This is a genomic window from Rhodoferax sp. GW821-FHT09E07, from assembly GCF_059416145.1.
Genome location: NZ_JBWKOP010000006.1, coordinates 339,489 through 353,525 on the forward strand (window position 1 = coordinate 339,489; position 14,037 = coordinate 353,525).

The window sequence follows — 14,037 nt, forward strand, 5'->3', positions numbered from 1 at the left end:
CGCCCCATCCGAGGATTTTTATGCTGACCGTCATTTGTGAAACGCCCGGCGTGCTGCGCGCCATTGAAGGGGCCGCCCCCACCCGCAACGAGGGGGATGTGCTGCTGCGCATTCGCCGCGTGGGCGTGTGTGGAACCGACCTGCATATCTTCACGGGCAACCAGCCGTACCTGGCCTATCCGCGCGTCATGGGCCACGAAATTGCGGGCACCGTGGAAGAAGCCCCTGCCGGCAGCCCCCTGCAGCCGGGTGACCCGGTATTCGTGATGCCCTACCTGTCTTGCGGACATTGCGTTGCCTGCCGCCAAGGAAAAACCAATTGCTGCGTCAATATCCAGGTGCTGGGCGTCCACCGGGACGGCGCCTTCACGGAGTACCTCAGCGTGCCCGCGCAGTTTGTGCGCAAGGCCGAAGGCGTCTCGCTGGACGAGGCGGCCATGGTGGAGTTTTTGGCCATTGGCGCCCATGCCGTACGCCGCGCAGATGTTCAGCCCGGCCAGCGGGTGCTGGTTGTGGGCACCGGCCCCATCGGTATGGCGGCCCTGCTGTTTGCGGGCCTGCGCGGCGGTCAGGTCACGGCGCTGGACACGCGGGCAGAGCGCGTGAAGTTTTGCCAGCAACACCTGGGTGCACATGCCGGGGTGCTCATCGGTGAGAACGACCTGGAGGAGCTGCGGACCCTGACCAACGGCGACTTCTACGACGTGGTGTTTGACGCCACCGGCAACGCCCGCGCCATGGAGCGCGGCTTCCAGTTCATCGCCCACGGCGGCAAGTACGTCATGGTGTCGGTGGTGCGCGACAGCATCACATTCTCAGACCCCGAGTTCCACAAACGCGAGGCCACCCTTCTGGGCAGCCGCAACGCCACCATGGAAGATTTCGAGACAGTGCTGGAGGCCATGCGCAGCGGCAAGATTCCCACCGCGGCGCTCAATACCCACCGCATGCCACTGGCCGACGTGCCTGCCCGGTTCGCCACCCTGCTGGACCCCACACAGGGGGTGGTCAAAGCCCTGGTCGAATGTTGAGGAAACCCCATCGGTGAGCCACCCCATCCTCCAGTTCGGTACCGGGCGCTTCTTGCAGGCGCATGTGGACCTGTTCGTCTCGCAAGCCCTGGCCCAGGGGCAGGCGCTGGGCGGCATTGCCGTCGTTCAGAGCACCGGTAGCCCGCAAAGCACGGCGCGCGCCGCCGCGCTAGCTCACGGCTACCGCGTGGAAGTGCGCGGCATGCAGGCTGGCCAGCGCGTGGAGGAAGACATTGCCGTGAACGCTGTGCAGGTGGTCTGGCATGCGGACCGCGACTGGGCCCTGCTGCGCAACGCCGTGGCCGGCCCGGTGCAGGTCATCGTCTCCAACACGGCGGACACCGGCTATGCGCTGGACCCCGCCGACACAGCCGCCCTGCTGCACGCCCCCGACACCACACCCCGCAGCTACCCGGCCAAGCTGCTGGTGCTGCTGCGCCACCGCTGGCAACAGCAGCCTGCGGCACCGCTAACGCTCTACCCCTGCGAACTGGTAAGCCGCAACGGCGACACGCTGCGCACCATCGTGAGTACCCTGGCACAGGACTGGGGTGCCGAGCCCGCATTCGTCCACTACCTGCAAACGCACTGCGTCTGGGTCAACTCGCTGGTGGACCGCATCGTGTCGTCCCCGCTGGAGCCCGCCGGTGCGGTGGCCGAGCCCTATGCGCTGTGGGCCATCGAGCGGCAAGACCGCATGGTGCTGCCCTGCACCCACCCGGCCATCGTGGTCACCGACGACCTGCCCGCCTTCGAGCAGCGCAAGCTGTGGCTGCTGAACCTGGGCCACACCCTTTTGGCCGAACGCTGGCAACAGCTGGCCGGTGCGGCCGACATGACGGTGGTGCAGGCCATGCACACGCCCGCCCTGCGCACGCCGCTGGAGGCCGTGTGGGCCGACGAGGTGTTGCCAGTGTTTGACGCGGAAGGCACCGGCCCTGAAGCCCGGAGCTACCTGGAAGAACTGCGCGACCGCCTGCTCAACCCCTTCCTCGAACACCGCCTGGCCGACATCGCCAAGAACCACGCCGAGAAAAAGCTGCGCCGCCTGGCACCGGTGGTGCAGCGGGCGACCGAGCTGCGGCTGCCCGTGGCGCAAACCCAGCTGCGCAATGCGCTGGGCGCAGGTGTGTGAATACTTTAGGGCTCTAGCCCCCGTGGCATCTGCGCAAACAGCTATGAATTCAGTAGCAAATGCCTGCGCACCACTGCCTCATTCACCTGCTCGCTGCATGCGCTCGCTCTTCCAATACACATCGTCCCCCACCGTGCCATCGGTGCGGTAGCGGTTGAGCACGCGGGCCAGCACAAACATCAGGTCCGACAGGCGGTTCAGGTACTGGCGTGGCGTGTCTTTCAGCGTCTCCTGCGCTTCCAGCGCCACCACCGCGCGCTCGGCCCGGCGCGCCACGGTGCGGCACACATGGGCCTGGCTCGCGCCGCGCGTGCCCGCCGGCAGGATGAACTCCTGCAGGCGCGGCAGGTTGGCGTTGTGCTTGGCCAATGCGTCATCTAGCGCCAGCACGGCCTCGGGCTTGAGCAGCTCGTAGCCAGGGATGGACAGCTCACCACCCAGGTTAAAGAGCTGGTGCTGGATCTCCACCAGCAGCGTGCGCACGCCTTCGGGCATGGGCTCACAGAGCAAGAGGCCGATGTGGCTATTGAGCTCGTCCACATCGCCCATAGCGTGCACGCGCAAGCTGTCTTTGGAAACCCGGGTGTTGTCACCCAGCCCCGTGGTGCCGTTGTCCCCAGTGCGGGTGGCGATTTGTGTGAGTCGGTTGGCCATACACGCATTGTTGTCGATTCTGGCCAACTTGCCAGCCTGATCGATTATCCGCACGACCCGGCTCGCAGAGACATGTTAGCGCGACGGAGGGGTTAGACCTCTTTCTTGGCGCGCGACCGAAAACCGGCGGCAAAGCGCCTGGCGAGGGGAATGGCCACGAAGAACACCAGCCCCAGGCGCGGGTGCGCCAACGCCGCCGCTGAGCAGAAGAAAAAGAAGGCCGCAAGACGGTAGCTGTGCTTTGCAGCCTCGCGCAGCGGTGCGGACACCTGGAGATCTGCAACGAGGCTTGCGACTTTCGCTCTGAAGCGGCCCACCGTGACCGATACAGCCAACATGACCAGCCCGTAGAGAACGACTGGCAGCGGGGATGCCCAATGACTTTCACCAGCAAACGCGGTGACGAATGGGATCAGTGATGCACAGAACAGGAACAACCCGTTCACAAACAGGAGGTCACGATCGATCTCTGTGACCTGCGAGAGGGTGTCATGGTGGTCTGCCCACAGAACAAAGACGTTGTAGTAGGACAAGGCGTAGGCCAACCATACCGGCCAGAGTTCACTCAAAGCGGCCAGCGTCGGCTCTTTGGGTACCTTGAGTTCAAGCACCATGATCGTGAGGATGATCGCGATGACCCCGTCTGAGAATGCTTCGAGTCGACCTTTGTGCATGCTATGAGACCTCATGTTTGGCTAGCGCAGACCGGATGCCTTTGGGAACGCGTTTCGCCACACGATGCCCTGGCATGAACGTTTGCCATACGGCGCCGGTGGCTCCGCGCCAAGCCGGATTTCACAGAACCGAGTGAAAAGACAAATGACTGTGGATGTCATGATGCCCAACTTGATATAGATCGCAAAAGTGCGGAATGACATCAACAGATGTTCACGGTCTGCACCTCCCTTGCTACAGCGAAGTGTTTGATTTTGTTGTTGTTTTCCGCAGTGTAGCGTCCCCCTTCTTGTAAGAACAAGTCGCGAAAGCCCACAAATCTGCGGTCAAACACCCGTCAGCTTTTCAGCAAGCAAATCGCAACCGTCTTCCTACAATGGAGAAAACAAGGAGACCGCCCATGAACGCCCCCACCGCTTCCCACCACCTGCTGCCTGAAGTCCACGCCCGCGAGGTGCCCCAGACCCTGCTGGACGCACTGCAGGCCCGCTTTGGCGCGCAGTTCTCCACCGCCTTGGTGGTGCGCGAGCAGCATGGGCGCGATGAGTCGGCGTTTGACATTCCGCCGCCTGCGGCCGTGGTGTTTGCGCAGAGCACGCAGGATGTGAGCGACGCAGTAAAGCTGGCCGCGCAGTACCTGGTGCCGGTGATTCCCTTTGGCGTGGGCTCTTCGCTCGAAGGTCACCTGCTGGCCGTGCAGGGTGGCATCAGCCTGGACGTGAGCCGCATGGACGCCGTGCTGTCCATCAACGCCGAAGACCTGACGGTGACGGTGCAGCCCGGGGTGACGCGCAAGGCGCTGAACGAGGCGGTGAAGAGCACGGGCCTGTTTTTCCCCATCGACCCCGGTGCGGACGCCACCATTGGCGGCATGAGCGCCACGCGCGCCAGCGGCACCAACGCCGTGCGCTACGGCACCATGCGCGAGAACGTGCTGGCGCTGGAGGTGGTGACGGCTAGCGGCGAAGTGATCCGCACTGGCACACGTGCCAAGAAGTCGTCGGCCGGCTACGACCTAACGCGCCTGCTGGTGGGCAGCGAGGGCACGCTGGGCGTGATCACCGAAGTCACCGTCAAGCTCTACCCCCTGCCCGAGGCCGTGATGGCGGCCACCTGCTCGTTCAACAGCCTGGCCGATGCGGTGAACACCACCATCCAGATCATCCAGCTGGGCGTACCCATTGCGCGCTGCGAGCTGCTGGACGCCAACACCATCCGCATGGTCAACGCGCACTCCAAACTCACGCTGCGCGAAGGTGCCATGTTGCTGATGGAGTTTCACGGCTCGCCCGACAGCGTCAAGGAGCAGGTGCAAACCGTGCAAGACATTGCAGCCGAGTTTGGCGGCGCGGCCTTTGAATGGGCCGAGACGCCGGAGGAGCGCACCCGCCTGTGGACCGCGCGGCACAACGCTTACTTTGCCGGCGTGCAGTCGCGCCCCGGCTGCAAGGCCATCACCACCGATGCCTGCGTGCCCATCTCCCACCTGGCCGACGCGCTGCTGGACAGCGTGACCGAGGCGCAGGAGGCTGGCATTCCCTACTTCCTGGTCGGCCACGTGGGCGACGGCAACTTCCACATGGGGTACCTGATCGACCCCAACCTGCCTGCCGAAAGGGAACTGGCCGAGAAGCTGAACCACCAACTGGTGGCGCGCGCGCTCAAGCTGGGCGGCACCTGCACGGGTGAACACGGCGTGGGTCTGCACAAGCAGGGCTTTCTGGTGGAGGAAACCGGCAATGGCGCGGTGGACATGATGCGCACCATCAAACGCGCGCTGGACCCGCACAACATCCTGAACCCGGGTAAAATCTTCGCGCTATAAATTCAGGAGCTGTTGGCGCATATTCCACGGGGGCTAGAGGCCTACATCCCCAATATTGGGGATATGCCATCCGCGCGTCCCCTGTTATGCTTTCGCGGCCTGACGCGTAGCCCCCGCTGCGCAGGCCACCTTAGAAAGACAACAGGGATGAGACTCAGCATCTTCGCCGCCATCGGGCTGGCGGCACTCTTGATTGCGGGCGCCAGCCAAGCGCAAGTGGACTACAGCGACATCAAAACCGGGACCAAACTGGACGGCAAGGGCATACGTATTGGCGCGTTCATCAAACCCGTGCCGCTACCACCCGGCGACTGGCTGGTCGTGCACCGTGCGGACAACACCATCCGCCTTACGGGCGGCGATGGTTCATTCAACTCCACCAACCAGGTGCTTCTGACACTCAAGAGCACGGATTCCGGCAATGGGATTTTCGCCATCGTCATGGGCTTCTCACCGGACTCCCTGAACATCCGTTGGCAAACCTCGTGCATGACGGAGAAACAGCGCTTTGCCTTCAACATCACGTCCAGCGGCAGCCATGGTGGAGAGGCTTGTGGATGGGGCCAACTGACGCCTGGTGCGGGCATGCGCAGCCTCTTCAAGGCAGCGGCCAACCATGCGACCCCTTTCATCAAGGAACGCTATGGACCGCTCACCCCGTACGCAGACGAATCGCCCGAACATCTGGCCACGCTGGGATTGAGTGCCAGCCGCTCCGGCGGACGCATGTTGGAGTATGCGTTCTATGCCCAATCGGAACCCAATGCACCCGTTGGGGGCGCATTTGAAAAAGCCGTGCAAACGTGGCTGAAGGCCACTGCACAGGCCGCCGTGGACATGCTGGACAACACACTCACGCCGATACCTGCGTTCCCCAAGGCCGCAGCGGCGCCAGCGATTGCGGCGCCCATTGCAGCGACAGGCGGCAAGGCCAGGGAAGTGGGTGGTGCCGAGCTGGACACCCTGCAACCAGGTAGTGAAGTCAGCAATGCCATGGGCTTGCCTACCAGCAGCGCATCGCTGCCCCTGCCGCCCGGACGCTGGATCGTGGCCGGGCGCCACGATTACCCGATGAATGGCCAGGTCGTGTCCACCCTGACCCTCAGAAACTCCGACCTGACTGCGCCGTTGGCTGCCCTGGTGATGACCGTGCAACCCGCACAGTTCAACCCGGTCATCGCCATGGGGCGCTGCCAAGCGCCGGCCAAAAGCCAGTTCCAGATTGCAGAAGACCTGGGCACTACGGCGAATTCCGCCGTAACCATCTGTGCAGTGGGTGGTCTCTACTCAGCCAGTTTGAAACAGATGGTGCACAACGCCCCCACCAGCAGCGACCCTTGGTTCAAGGAGAACCTGAGCGCGTTGACGCCCTACGAGGCGGATATGCCAAACGCCCATATCTGGTTGTCTCTGGACACCGGACGCAATGGACAAACGCGCGTGCAGTGGGCGCTGTACAGCCGGGCCGCCGCAGGTTTGCGACCCGGCAATGTGGTGGATGGCCCGCTGCGGGAATGGGTTCGTGCGATGGGACAAAGCATGCTGAGCTTCCACAACAACCAGTACAGCGCCATCGCTCCCTACCCGGTCCTCGCCGCAACACCCTGATACCAGATCATCCGCTCACAAGCTCATGCCAAACAATTCGTTGGCAGGCAGGGCCTGGGGCGGCACACTGTGGGCATGCGCATCACATCCTGGCTCCTGCCGCTCCTGCTGTTCACTACCACCGGTGCCGTCCTTGCGGACGATGCGCTGCAGGCCGCCATCGCGGCGCCGCACCGCACACCAGCCTTTGTGGCACGCGACGGGTGGCGACATCCCTATGAAACGCTGACCTTCTTCGGTATCCGGCCCGATGCGACCGTGGTGGAGCTGAGCCCGGGCGGTGGTTGGTACACCGAGATCCTGGCGCCCTACCTGCGCGACAAGGGGCGGCTGATCCTGGCGGCGGACGATCCCCAGTCCCCGGTGGAATACACGCGCAACAGTGCCGCACGGCTGCGCGCCAAGCTGGACGCGGCGCCCCAGCTCTACGACAAGGTGCAGGTAGGCGTGTTCGCACCGCCCACGCAGTTGCAATACGCTCCGCGCGGCAGCGTCGACCTGGTACTGACCTTCCGCAACGTGCACAACTGGAACGAACAGGGCGACGCCACGGTGCGCGCGGTGTTTCAGAGCGCGTTTGACAGCCTCAAATCCGGCGGTGTGTTTGGCGTGGTGGAACACCGCCTGCCCGCCAACCGCGTGCAAGACGCGTCCAGCAGCACCGGCTACGTGCACACAGCCTATGTGCGACGCATTGCAGAGAGTGTGGGCTTTGTGCTGGCGGCCGAGTCCGAGGTGAATGCCAACCCGCGCGACACGGCAGACCACCCAGGCGGCGTATGGGCCCTGCCACCGTCCTACGCCAACAAGGATGTAGACCGCGCGACCTATGCCGCGATTGGCGAGAGCGACCGCATGACGCTCAAGTTCACCAAGCCCTGACGCGGCGCCCTACAGGACCGCGACTTCAGCGATCGCGTTGGCCATGTACTCGATCTTCTGCTGCATGTCGGCCTCGGTGTCCGCGTGACGCTGCGCAATGGTGCGGAAGTCTTCGTGGACGGCCAGAAAGGCGTCCACCATGTCGGGATCGAAATGGCTGCCGCGGGCTTCGGTGATGATCTTGACCGCCTGGTCGTGCGGCACACCATCCTTGTACACCTTGTTGCTGATCAGCGCGTCATACACGTCTGCCAGCGCCACGATGCGGGCCGACAGCGGGATCTGCGCACCCCACAGGCCCTTGGGGTAGCCCGAGCCATCCCATTTTTCCTGGTGGCACAGGGTGATCTCTTTGGCGATGGTGAGCAGCGGTGACACGCGGCCCAGTGTCTTCTCGGCGCGCGCCAGCGCGTCGTGGCCCAGTGTGGTGTGGGTGCGCATGACCGCAATTTCTTCGGGCGTGAGGCGCCCGGGCTTGAGCAGGATGCGGTCGGGAATGCCCACGGTGCCCATGTCGTAGATCGGCACGCTGGTGACCAGCATTTCCACATAGGTGGGAGTCAGCACGTCCGCGTGTGCGGGCAGCGTTTGCAGCTGGGCGCACAGGGCGCGCACATAGCGCTGCACGCGCAGCATGTGGCTCTCGGTGTCCGAATCGCGCAACTCGGCCAGGGTGGCCAGGGCAAACACCACCACCTGGGTCGCCTGCAGGGCGTCGGCGGGGTCCAGGTTCGTGGCCACAGGGGATGGGGTGGTTTCGGACGTCATGTGCTTTCTCCAGTGGGCGCAGACAAGGGCGCCCGGTACAGCCACACCATTTTGCCACCGGGCGTGCGCCAGCTGGCGCTTGTTGCGGCCTGCGTGGCCTCAAATTCCAGGCTCACCAGCCAGGCACCAGGGCGCAACTCGGCACGCGCCTTGTCCACCGCACGCGCCATGCTCTCGGGCCGCTGGAACAAATACACCATGTCATACCCCGACCAATCGGCCTTCCAGATGTTGCCCTGGCGCACACGTGCCCAGGGGCAGCGCAGTGCGCACAGGGCACGCAGCGGCCAGCTCCACTCCAGGCCGTGCAGCGTGGCCTGCGGGTAGGCCTGGCGCAGCGCCTGCAGCCCATGGCCCAGGCCGCAGCCCGCATCGAGCACTTGGGCACCGGCCGGCAACGGTGCATGGGTCGACAACTCGGCCAGCGCGTCCAGCGGCGTGGGAAACAGCGGTGCGTCACGCCAAGCGTTCACGGGGTAGACCAGCAGCAACAAGGCCAGCGGCACCAGCCAGGCCCAGGCCGGCACGGCATTGCCGCCCACCAGGCCCAACGTGAGCGCCAGCGACACGGGAAAGCCCGCGGCAATCAGCAGGCGGCGCCACCAGCTGGCACCCCAGAGGCTCAACAGCACGCCCAATGCACTGGCCAGGGCCAGCGCCCCCAGCAAGGCCAAGCCCTGCTCCCACACGGTGCGGAACAGCGTCCAGCACAGCGCCCAGGCCAGCACCGCCGGCAGTGGCCAGGGCCAGTGGGCGGGGTTCAGGCGTTGCACGGCAGATTTATGTGAGAAATTGGCCGCTAGCCCGCGTGGAATATGCGCAAGCAGCTCCTGATTTCATAGCGATTAGCGGTTGCCGCCGGGGGCCAAACGCTCAATCAGGCCGTTGAGCTCGTCGATGGAGCCGAACTGGATAACCAGCTCGCCCATTTCCTCAAAGCGGCCGTTGCGCTTCACGCGCTTCTTGATGTGCACGTCCACCTGGGCCATGAGCAGGTCCGACAGCTCCTCTTCCACGCGCTTGATGTCGCGCGACTTTTCCTTGGCGGTTTTTTGCGGTGTGAGCGAGAACTCGGCGCTGAGTTTCTTCACCAGGCTCTCGGCCTCGCGCACCGACATCTTCTTGGTCGCAATCTGGTTGGCCGCGGTGATCTGCGTGCCACGGTCCAGCGCCAGCAGTGCACGCGCGTGGCCCATGTCGATGTCCCCGGCCATCAGCATGGTCTGCACCGGGTCAGCCAGGTTCAGCAAACGCAACAGGTTGGATGCTGCGCTGCGCGAGCGGCCCACGGCCTGCGCCGCAGTTTCGTGCGTGAGGCCAAACTCCTTGATCAGGCGCTGCAGGCCCTGCGCTTCTTCCAGCGGGTTCAGGTCTTCGCGCTGGATGTTCTCGATAAGCGCCATGGCCGCGGCGGCCTCGTTGGGCACATCGCGCACCAGCACGGGCACGCTGTCCAGCCCGGCCAGCTTGGCAGCGCGGAAGCGGCGTTCACCGGCAATGATTTCGTAGATGGGCCGTTTGCGTCCATCGCCGATGTGCTTGGCCGCGTCGGCGTCGTCGAGCTGGCGCACCAGGATGGGCTGCATGATGCCTTGCACCTTGATGCTCTCGGCCAGCTCGTAGAGCGCGCCCTCGTCCATGCGCGTGCGCGGCTGGTAAACACCGGCCACCATGTCGGTCAGCAGCAGGGTGTTGGGCGTGCCGGGGTTGCTGGGTGCCGCGTCGGCCGCGGGCGTGTCCTTCACCTTGGGGCCCAACAGCGCCTCCAAGCCCATGCCCAGTCCCTTGGGTTTCTTCGTGACCATGTTTTCTTCTTCCTATGAAATTCAGGTTCAGGCCGTGCGGGCGATGAGAGCCTGCAATCGCGCGTGGCCATCGGCCCAGTCACCCAGGCCCGTATCGGCATTGATGTGGCCAGCCGCGCCGTAGTCGATGAATTCAGCGCCCCAGGCGGTGGCAAAGTGCTGCGCGCGGGCGAAGCTGCAATACGGGTCGTTCTGGCTGCCCAACAGCTCGGCGGCAAAGGGCAGTTTGTCCATTACCACGGGCCACCAGCTCTTGAGCGCGGCGCGCAACTCTTCGCGCTCCGGGTCGCCAGGCGCCACCAGAAACGCGGCCTGCACCTTGTGCGTGTTTTGTGAATGCTGGGCCCAGGCGGCGGTGAGCATGCAGCCCAGGCTGTGTGCCACCAGCACCACCGTGGGTGCGGCCAGCACAGCTTCTTCCAGCTGCATCATCCAGTCACCCCGCAGCGGCTGCATCCAGTCGTGCTGCTGCACGCGCGTGTAGCCGTACAGCGCTTCCCAGCGGCTCTGCCAGTGGGCGCCGCCGGAGTTTTGCCAGCCGGGCAGGATGAGAACGGTGGGGGCAGACATGGTTTGCTATAAATTCAGGAGCTACTGGCGCAATATCGACGGGGGCTGGAGGTCTATTTAGATTGCAAACGCCTACATGGCCTGGATGCGGTCCACCATCTCTTGCGCAAAGGTGATAAAGGCCTGTGCGCCCTTGGAATTGGGGTCAAACACCACGCCGGGCACGCCATAGCTGGGCGCTTCGGCCAAGCGCACATTGCGCGGGATCACAGTGTTGAACACCTTGTCGCCAAAGTGCGCCTTGAGCTGGTCGCTGACCTGCTGCTGCAGCGTGATGCGCGGGTCGAACATCACGCGCAGCAGGCCGATGATCTGCAGGTCGTCGTTGAGGTTGGCCTTGACCTGCTTGATAGTGTTGACCAGATCGGTCAGGCCTTCGAGCGCAAAGTACTCGCACTGCATGGGCACGATGACGCCGTGCGCGCAGCACAGACCGTTGAGCGTCAGCATGCTCAAGCTTGGGGGGCAGTCGATGAGCACAAAGTCATACTCGGCATCGACCACGGCCAGCGCCTGCTTCAGGCGCTTTTCGCGGCGCTCCACTTCCACCAGCTCCACCTCGGCACCGGCGAGTTCGCGGTTGGCGCCCAAGATGTCGTAGCCGCAACCACCTTCGATAAGTTTCTCGCTCGTGGCGCGCGCTTCGACCACGGAGGCGGATTCGAGCAGCACGTCGTAAATGGTGAGCTCCAGCTTGCGCTTGTCCACGCCGGAGCCCATGGTGGCGTTGCCTTGCGGGTCCAGGTCAATCATCAGCACGCGCTGGCCCACCTTGGCCAGGCCAGCCGCCAGGTTGACGGTGGTGGTGGTCTTGCCAACGCCACCCTTTTGGTTGGCAACGCAGAAAATTTTGGCCATAGAGCGCTTTACGTGAAGAGACTAGAAAACCGGTGCGAAAGGGTGCGGGCGCTCAGCGCGACTGCAGGGCCAGCTTGATGCCAAAGCCGACCAGGAACAGGCCCGCGACTTTTTCCAGCACGCGGCCAATCTTGGGATTGGCACGCATGCGCTCGGCCAGAAAGTGCGTGAGCAGCGTGGCGCCCAAGCCGTACAAGAAAGTGAGGAAGGCAATGGTGGCGGCCATGAAGCCATAGGTCACCAGACCCTGCTGGCTGGCGCGGTCCACAAACAGCGGGAAGAAGGCCATGTAAAACAAGATGGCCTTGGGATTGAGCAAGGTGATGAGCAGTGCTTGGCGCAGGTAGTGGCCGGCCTTGATGTTGAGTACCGGCGCAGCGCCGGGTTTGGTGGTCAGCATCTTGAAACCCAGCCAGGCCAGGTACGCAGCGCCCATCCACTGCACAGCGTGGAAGGCTTCGGGGTAGGCCGCCAACAAGGCAGCTACACCGGCCACGGCCGACCACATCAGCACCTGGTCACCAAGAATGACGCCCAGCGTAGCGGCCAGCCCACCCGCAATGCCACCCTTGCTGGTGGATGTCACCAGCGCCAGATTGCCCGGTCCGGGAATGGCCAGAAACACGATGATGGTGATGACAAAAGTGCCGTAATCGGTGACGCCGAGCATGGTGGTTTTCTTTCAGGGGAAGGGCTGAGTTTACGTTGGAAATTCTGGCGCAGCTTTTTGGCGTTCTTGCCTGTTGTTCTGTGCCCGCTACGCGCCAGGGGTACGCCCCGCCGTTCGTGTCCCCCGGGCCTTTGGCCCTCCTCCTTGACCTCACTTTGGGGCGCACCCCTGTCACGCAGCTACGAACAAAGGAATGGGTTTTCCACCGTGGGCACACCACCCTTTCCGTTGGCTGGGTAGGGGTTGGCGTTTTGCGTAGGTAAAGGAGGAGGCCGAAGGCCGGGGGACACGAAGCAAAACGCCAACCCCTACCCAGCCCCCATCAAAGTTGAATAGCGAGGGACTTAAACCACCGCCCTCTTCCGCATCCAAATAATGCACCGCTCAGCACCTAACCCCGGCACATCCAGTTGTTCCACGTGAAACACTTCCACCGAAGATGGCAAAGCGGCCAGCTCGTCGAGAGGATGCTTGCCCTTCATTCCCATCCACACCCCCTGCCCCGCCAGCGCCTTCTCCGACCAGGTCGTGAAATCTACCAACGACGCAAAAGCACGCGAACTCACCACGTCGTAGGGCTCGGTCAAACTTTCCACCCGCGCATGGATGCCCCGCAGATTGGGCAGCTTCAGCGTCACCGCCACCTGCTGGATAAAGGCTGCCTTCTTGGCCACCGTGTCCACACAATGCACCGTGATGTGCGGGCAGCAAATGGCAATCACAATACCGGGCAAACCAGCACCCGACCCGACGTCCAGCAACCGAGGTTTGTCACCCACCACACCCTGCCCCACCAACACCGCCAGTTGTTTTTGCAAAGGCACGATGACGGCCAGGCTGTCCAGCAGGTGGTGGGTCAGCATCTCGTCGGGGTCACGTACGGCGGTCAGGTTGTAGACCTTGGTCCATTTCTGGATCAAGGCCAGGTAGTCCAGCAGTGCCGTGACCTGTGTGTCGTCCAGCGCCAGGCCCAAAGTTGGCAGTGCTTGGACCAACACCTCGCGGTGGTTCAGGTTAGGGGCAGGCAACGGACACCTCGTTCTGCAGTTTTGCGTATTCCATCTTTTCCTTGTCAGTCATCTTGGACAGCCGAGCCTTGGCATCGTCGCGCACCTGGCGCAGCATGCGGCAGCTGGCAGCGTCAGGTTTGCCGGCGGGGCGGGCCTGGCCGGATGCGCGCCAGGCTTTCTCCACCTGGTCACCGCAACGTCCCTCGAACTCGGACACCGCACGCTTGATCTCTTCCAGCCCGGCATCGGATCGCAACAGTTGAGAGGCCTTATCCCCCAGAGCTTGGCACTCGGGGCTCAGCCCGGCTTGCATTTGTTGGCGCTTGGCCTGCTCCAGGGCCGTCGCAGGCTCCACGGATGGCACGGGTTTCGTGGCGGATTTGGTAATGCCCGGCACCGTCGAACTCGTCTGGTCCGCGGCACACGCGTGGTCACTGAACACCACCCTGCCGTCGGCGCCCTTGCACTTGAACACCTCGGCCTGCGCCGACGCCGCCAGCAGAACCAGCCCTACGGCCGCCACGAAGACGCGAGAAAGTTGCATCA

At 63.8% G+C, this 14,037-nt stretch carries 15 protein-coding genes; 5 read left to right on the top strand and 10 right to left on the bottom strand.

Translation table 11 applies throughout. From position 1 onward, the window contains the following. Positions 1 to 20: 20 nt before the first annotated feature. Together AC07OE_RS14125 and AC07OE_RS14130 are read left to right on the top strand one after the other, a co-directional pair. Positions 21 to 1,031, top strand: a complete 1,011-nt coding sequence (locus tag AC07OE_RS14125) for a zinc-binding alcohol dehydrogenase family protein (protein ID WP_495071205.1) — start codon at positions 21 to 23, stop codon at positions 1,029 to 1,031. A gap of 13 nt (positions 1,032 to 1,044) precedes the next feature. Next, the gene (locus AC07OE_RS14130; protein WP_495071206.1) at positions 1,045 to 2,166 is read left to right on the top strand and encodes a mannitol dehydrogenase family protein; all 1,122 of its coding nucleotides are present in this window, start codon (positions 1,045 to 1,047) and stop codon (positions 2,164 to 2,166) included. 78 nt (positions 2,167 to 2,244) lie between these two features. On the opposite strand, the gene AC07OE_RS14135 is transcribed toward AC07OE_RS14130, so the two are convergent. Together AC07OE_RS14135 and AC07OE_RS14140 are read right to left on the bottom strand one after the other, a co-directional pair. Then, the gene (locus tag AC07OE_RS14135; protein ID WP_495071207.1) at positions 2,245 to 2,820 is read right to left on the bottom strand and encodes a cob(I)yrinic acid a,c-diamide adenosyltransferase; all 576 of its coding nucleotides are present in this window, start codon (positions 2,818 to 2,820) and stop codon (positions 2,245 to 2,247) included. A 92-nt stretch (positions 2,821 to 2,912) separates the two neighbouring features. Then, the gene (locus tag AC07OE_RS14140; protein WP_495071208.1) at positions 2,913 to 3,494 is read right to left on the bottom strand and encodes a TMEM175 family protein; all 582 of its coding nucleotides are present in this window, start codon (positions 3,492 to 3,494) and stop codon (positions 2,913 to 2,915) included. A 401-nt stretch (positions 3,495 to 3,895) separates the two neighbouring features. Between AC07OE_RS14140 and AC07OE_RS14145 the strand changes: the two genes are divergently transcribed. The 3 genes from AC07OE_RS14145 (at position 3,896) to AC07OE_RS14155 (ending at position 7,810) form a co-directional block, all read left to right on the top strand. Then, complete coding sequence (locus AC07OE_RS14145) at positions 3,896 to 5,320, top strand: FAD-binding oxidoreductase (RefSeq protein ID WP_495071209.1); 1,425 nt, start codon at positions 3,896 to 3,898, stop codon at positions 5,318 to 5,320. A 147-nt stretch (positions 5,321 to 5,467) separates the two neighbouring features. Beyond that, positions 5,468 to 6,928 carry a hypothetical protein gene (locus AC07OE_RS14150; RefSeq protein WP_495071210.1) on the top strand — a complete coding sequence of 487 codons (1,461 nt, stop codon included), beginning with the start codon at positions 5,468 to 5,470 and terminating at the stop codon, positions 6,926 to 6,928. A gap of 75 nt (positions 6,929 to 7,003) precedes the next feature. Then, the gene (locus tag AC07OE_RS14155) at positions 7,004 to 7,810 is read left to right on the top strand and encodes a class I SAM-dependent methyltransferase (RefSeq protein ID WP_495071211.1); all 807 of its coding nucleotides are present in this window, start codon (positions 7,004 to 7,006) and stop codon (positions 7,808 to 7,810) included. A 9-nt stretch (positions 7,811 to 7,819) separates the two neighbouring features. Here the strand turns inward: AC07OE_RS14155 and AC07OE_RS14160 are convergent, their stop codons facing one another. From AC07OE_RS14160 to AC07OE_RS14195, 8 genes are all read right to left on the bottom strand, one after another. Beyond that, positions 7,820 to 8,578 carry an HD-GYP domain-containing protein gene (locus tag AC07OE_RS14160; RefSeq protein ID WP_495071212.1) on the bottom strand — a complete coding sequence of 253 codons (759 nt, stop codon included), beginning with the start codon at positions 8,576 to 8,578 and terminating at the stop codon, positions 7,820 to 7,822. Then, positions 8,575 to 9,351 carry a class I SAM-dependent methyltransferase gene (locus AC07OE_RS14165; protein ID WP_495071213.1) on the bottom strand — a complete coding sequence of 259 codons (777 nt, stop codon included), beginning with the start codon at positions 9,349 to 9,351 and terminating at the stop codon, positions 8,575 to 8,577. The genes AC07OE_RS14160 and AC07OE_RS14165 overlap by 4 nt, the downstream gene beginning before the upstream one ends. A 72-nt stretch (positions 9,352 to 9,423) precedes the next feature. Further along, positions 9,424 to 10,383, bottom strand: coding sequence for a ParB/RepB/Spo0J family partition protein (locus AC07OE_RS14170; RefSeq protein WP_495071214.1), 960 nt, complete (start codon positions 10,381 to 10,383; stop codon positions 9,424 to 9,426). Between the two features lie 27 nt (positions 10,384 to 10,410). Further along, on the bottom strand, positions 10,411 to 10,953 hold the full coding sequence (locus tag AC07OE_RS14175) for an RBBP9/YdeN family alpha/beta hydrolase (RefSeq protein WP_495071215.1): 543 nt from the start codon (positions 10,951 to 10,953) through the stop codon (positions 10,411 to 10,413). 72 nt (positions 10,954 to 11,025) lie between these two features. Continuing rightward, the gene (locus tag AC07OE_RS14180) at positions 11,026 to 11,811 is read right to left on the bottom strand and encodes a ParA family protein (RefSeq protein ID WP_495071216.1); all 786 of its coding nucleotides are present in this window, start codon (positions 11,809 to 11,811) and stop codon (positions 11,026 to 11,028) included. Between the two features lie 52 nt (positions 11,812 to 11,863). Further along, entirely contained in the window at positions 11,864 to 12,481 is a 618-nt protein-coding gene (locus AC07OE_RS14185; RefSeq protein ID WP_495071217.1) for a LysE family transporter, read from the bottom strand. A 344-nt stretch (positions 12,482 to 12,825) separates the two neighbouring features. Continuing rightward, a complete protein-coding gene (rsmG, locus tag AC07OE_RS14190; protein ID WP_495071218.1) occupies positions 12,826 to 13,509 on the bottom strand; it encodes a 16S rRNA (guanine(527)-N(7))-methyltransferase RsmG in 684 nt (227 codons plus the stop codon). Beyond that, positions 13,496 to 14,035 (bottom strand): DUF4124 domain-containing protein, encoded by a 540-nt coding sequence (locus AC07OE_RS14195; protein ID WP_495071219.1) that lies wholly within the window; start codon positions 14,033 to 14,035, stop codon positions 13,496 to 13,498. The genes rsmG and AC07OE_RS14195 overlap by 14 nt, the downstream gene beginning before the upstream one ends. Positions 14,036 to 14,037 lie beyond the last annotated feature (2 nt).

What these genes read in the sequence shown, in the direction of transcription:
- AC07OE_RS14155 (WP_495071211.1), top strand. Translation starts at nt 7,004, where the DNA reads ATGCGCATCACATCCTGGCTCCTGCCGCTCCTGCTGTTCACTACCACC.
- AC07OE_RS14125 (WP_495071205.1), top strand. Translation starts at nt 21, where the DNA reads ATGCTGACCGTCATTTGTGAAACGCCCGGCGTGCTGCGCGCCATTGAA.
- AC07OE_RS14185 (WP_495071217.1), bottom strand. Translation starts at nt 12,481, where the DNA reads ATGCTCGGCGTCACCGATTACGGCACTTTTGTCATCACCATCATCGTG.
- AC07OE_RS14140 (WP_495071208.1), bottom strand. Translation starts at nt 3,494, where the DNA reads ATGCACAAAGGTCGACTCGAAGCATTCTCAGACGGGGTCATCGCGATC.
- AC07OE_RS14135 (WP_495071207.1), bottom strand. Translation starts at nt 2,820, where the DNA reads ATGGCCAACCGACTCACACAAATCGCCACCCGCACTGGGGACAACGGC.
- AC07OE_RS14195 (WP_495071219.1), bottom strand. Translation starts at nt 14,035, where the DNA reads ATGCAACTTTCTCGCGTCTTCGTGGCGGCCGTAGGGCTGGTTCTGCTG.
- AC07OE_RS14150 (WP_495071210.1), top strand. Translation starts at nt 5,468, where the DNA reads ATGAGACTCAGCATCTTCGCCGCCATCGGGCTGGCGGCACTCTTGATT.
- AC07OE_RS14170 (WP_495071214.1), bottom strand. Translation starts at nt 10,383, where the DNA reads ATGGTCACGAAGAAACCCAAGGGACTGGGCATGGGCTTGGAGGCGCTG.
- AC07OE_RS14175 (WP_495071215.1), bottom strand. Translation starts at nt 10,953, where the DNA reads ATGTCTGCCCCCACCGTTCTCATCCTGCCCGGCTGGCAAAACTCCGGC.
- AC07OE_RS14180 (WP_495071216.1), bottom strand. Translation starts at nt 11,811, where the DNA reads ATGGCCAAAATTTTCTGCGTTGCCAACCAAAAGGGTGGCGTTGGCAAG.
- AC07OE_RS14160 (WP_495071212.1), bottom strand. Translation starts at nt 8,578, where the DNA reads ATGACGTCCGAAACCACCCCATCCCCTGTGGCCACGAACCTGGACCCC.
- AC07OE_RS14145 (WP_495071209.1), top strand. Translation starts at nt 3,896, where the DNA reads ATGAACGCCCCCACCGCTTCCCACCACCTGCTGCCTGAAGTCCACGCC.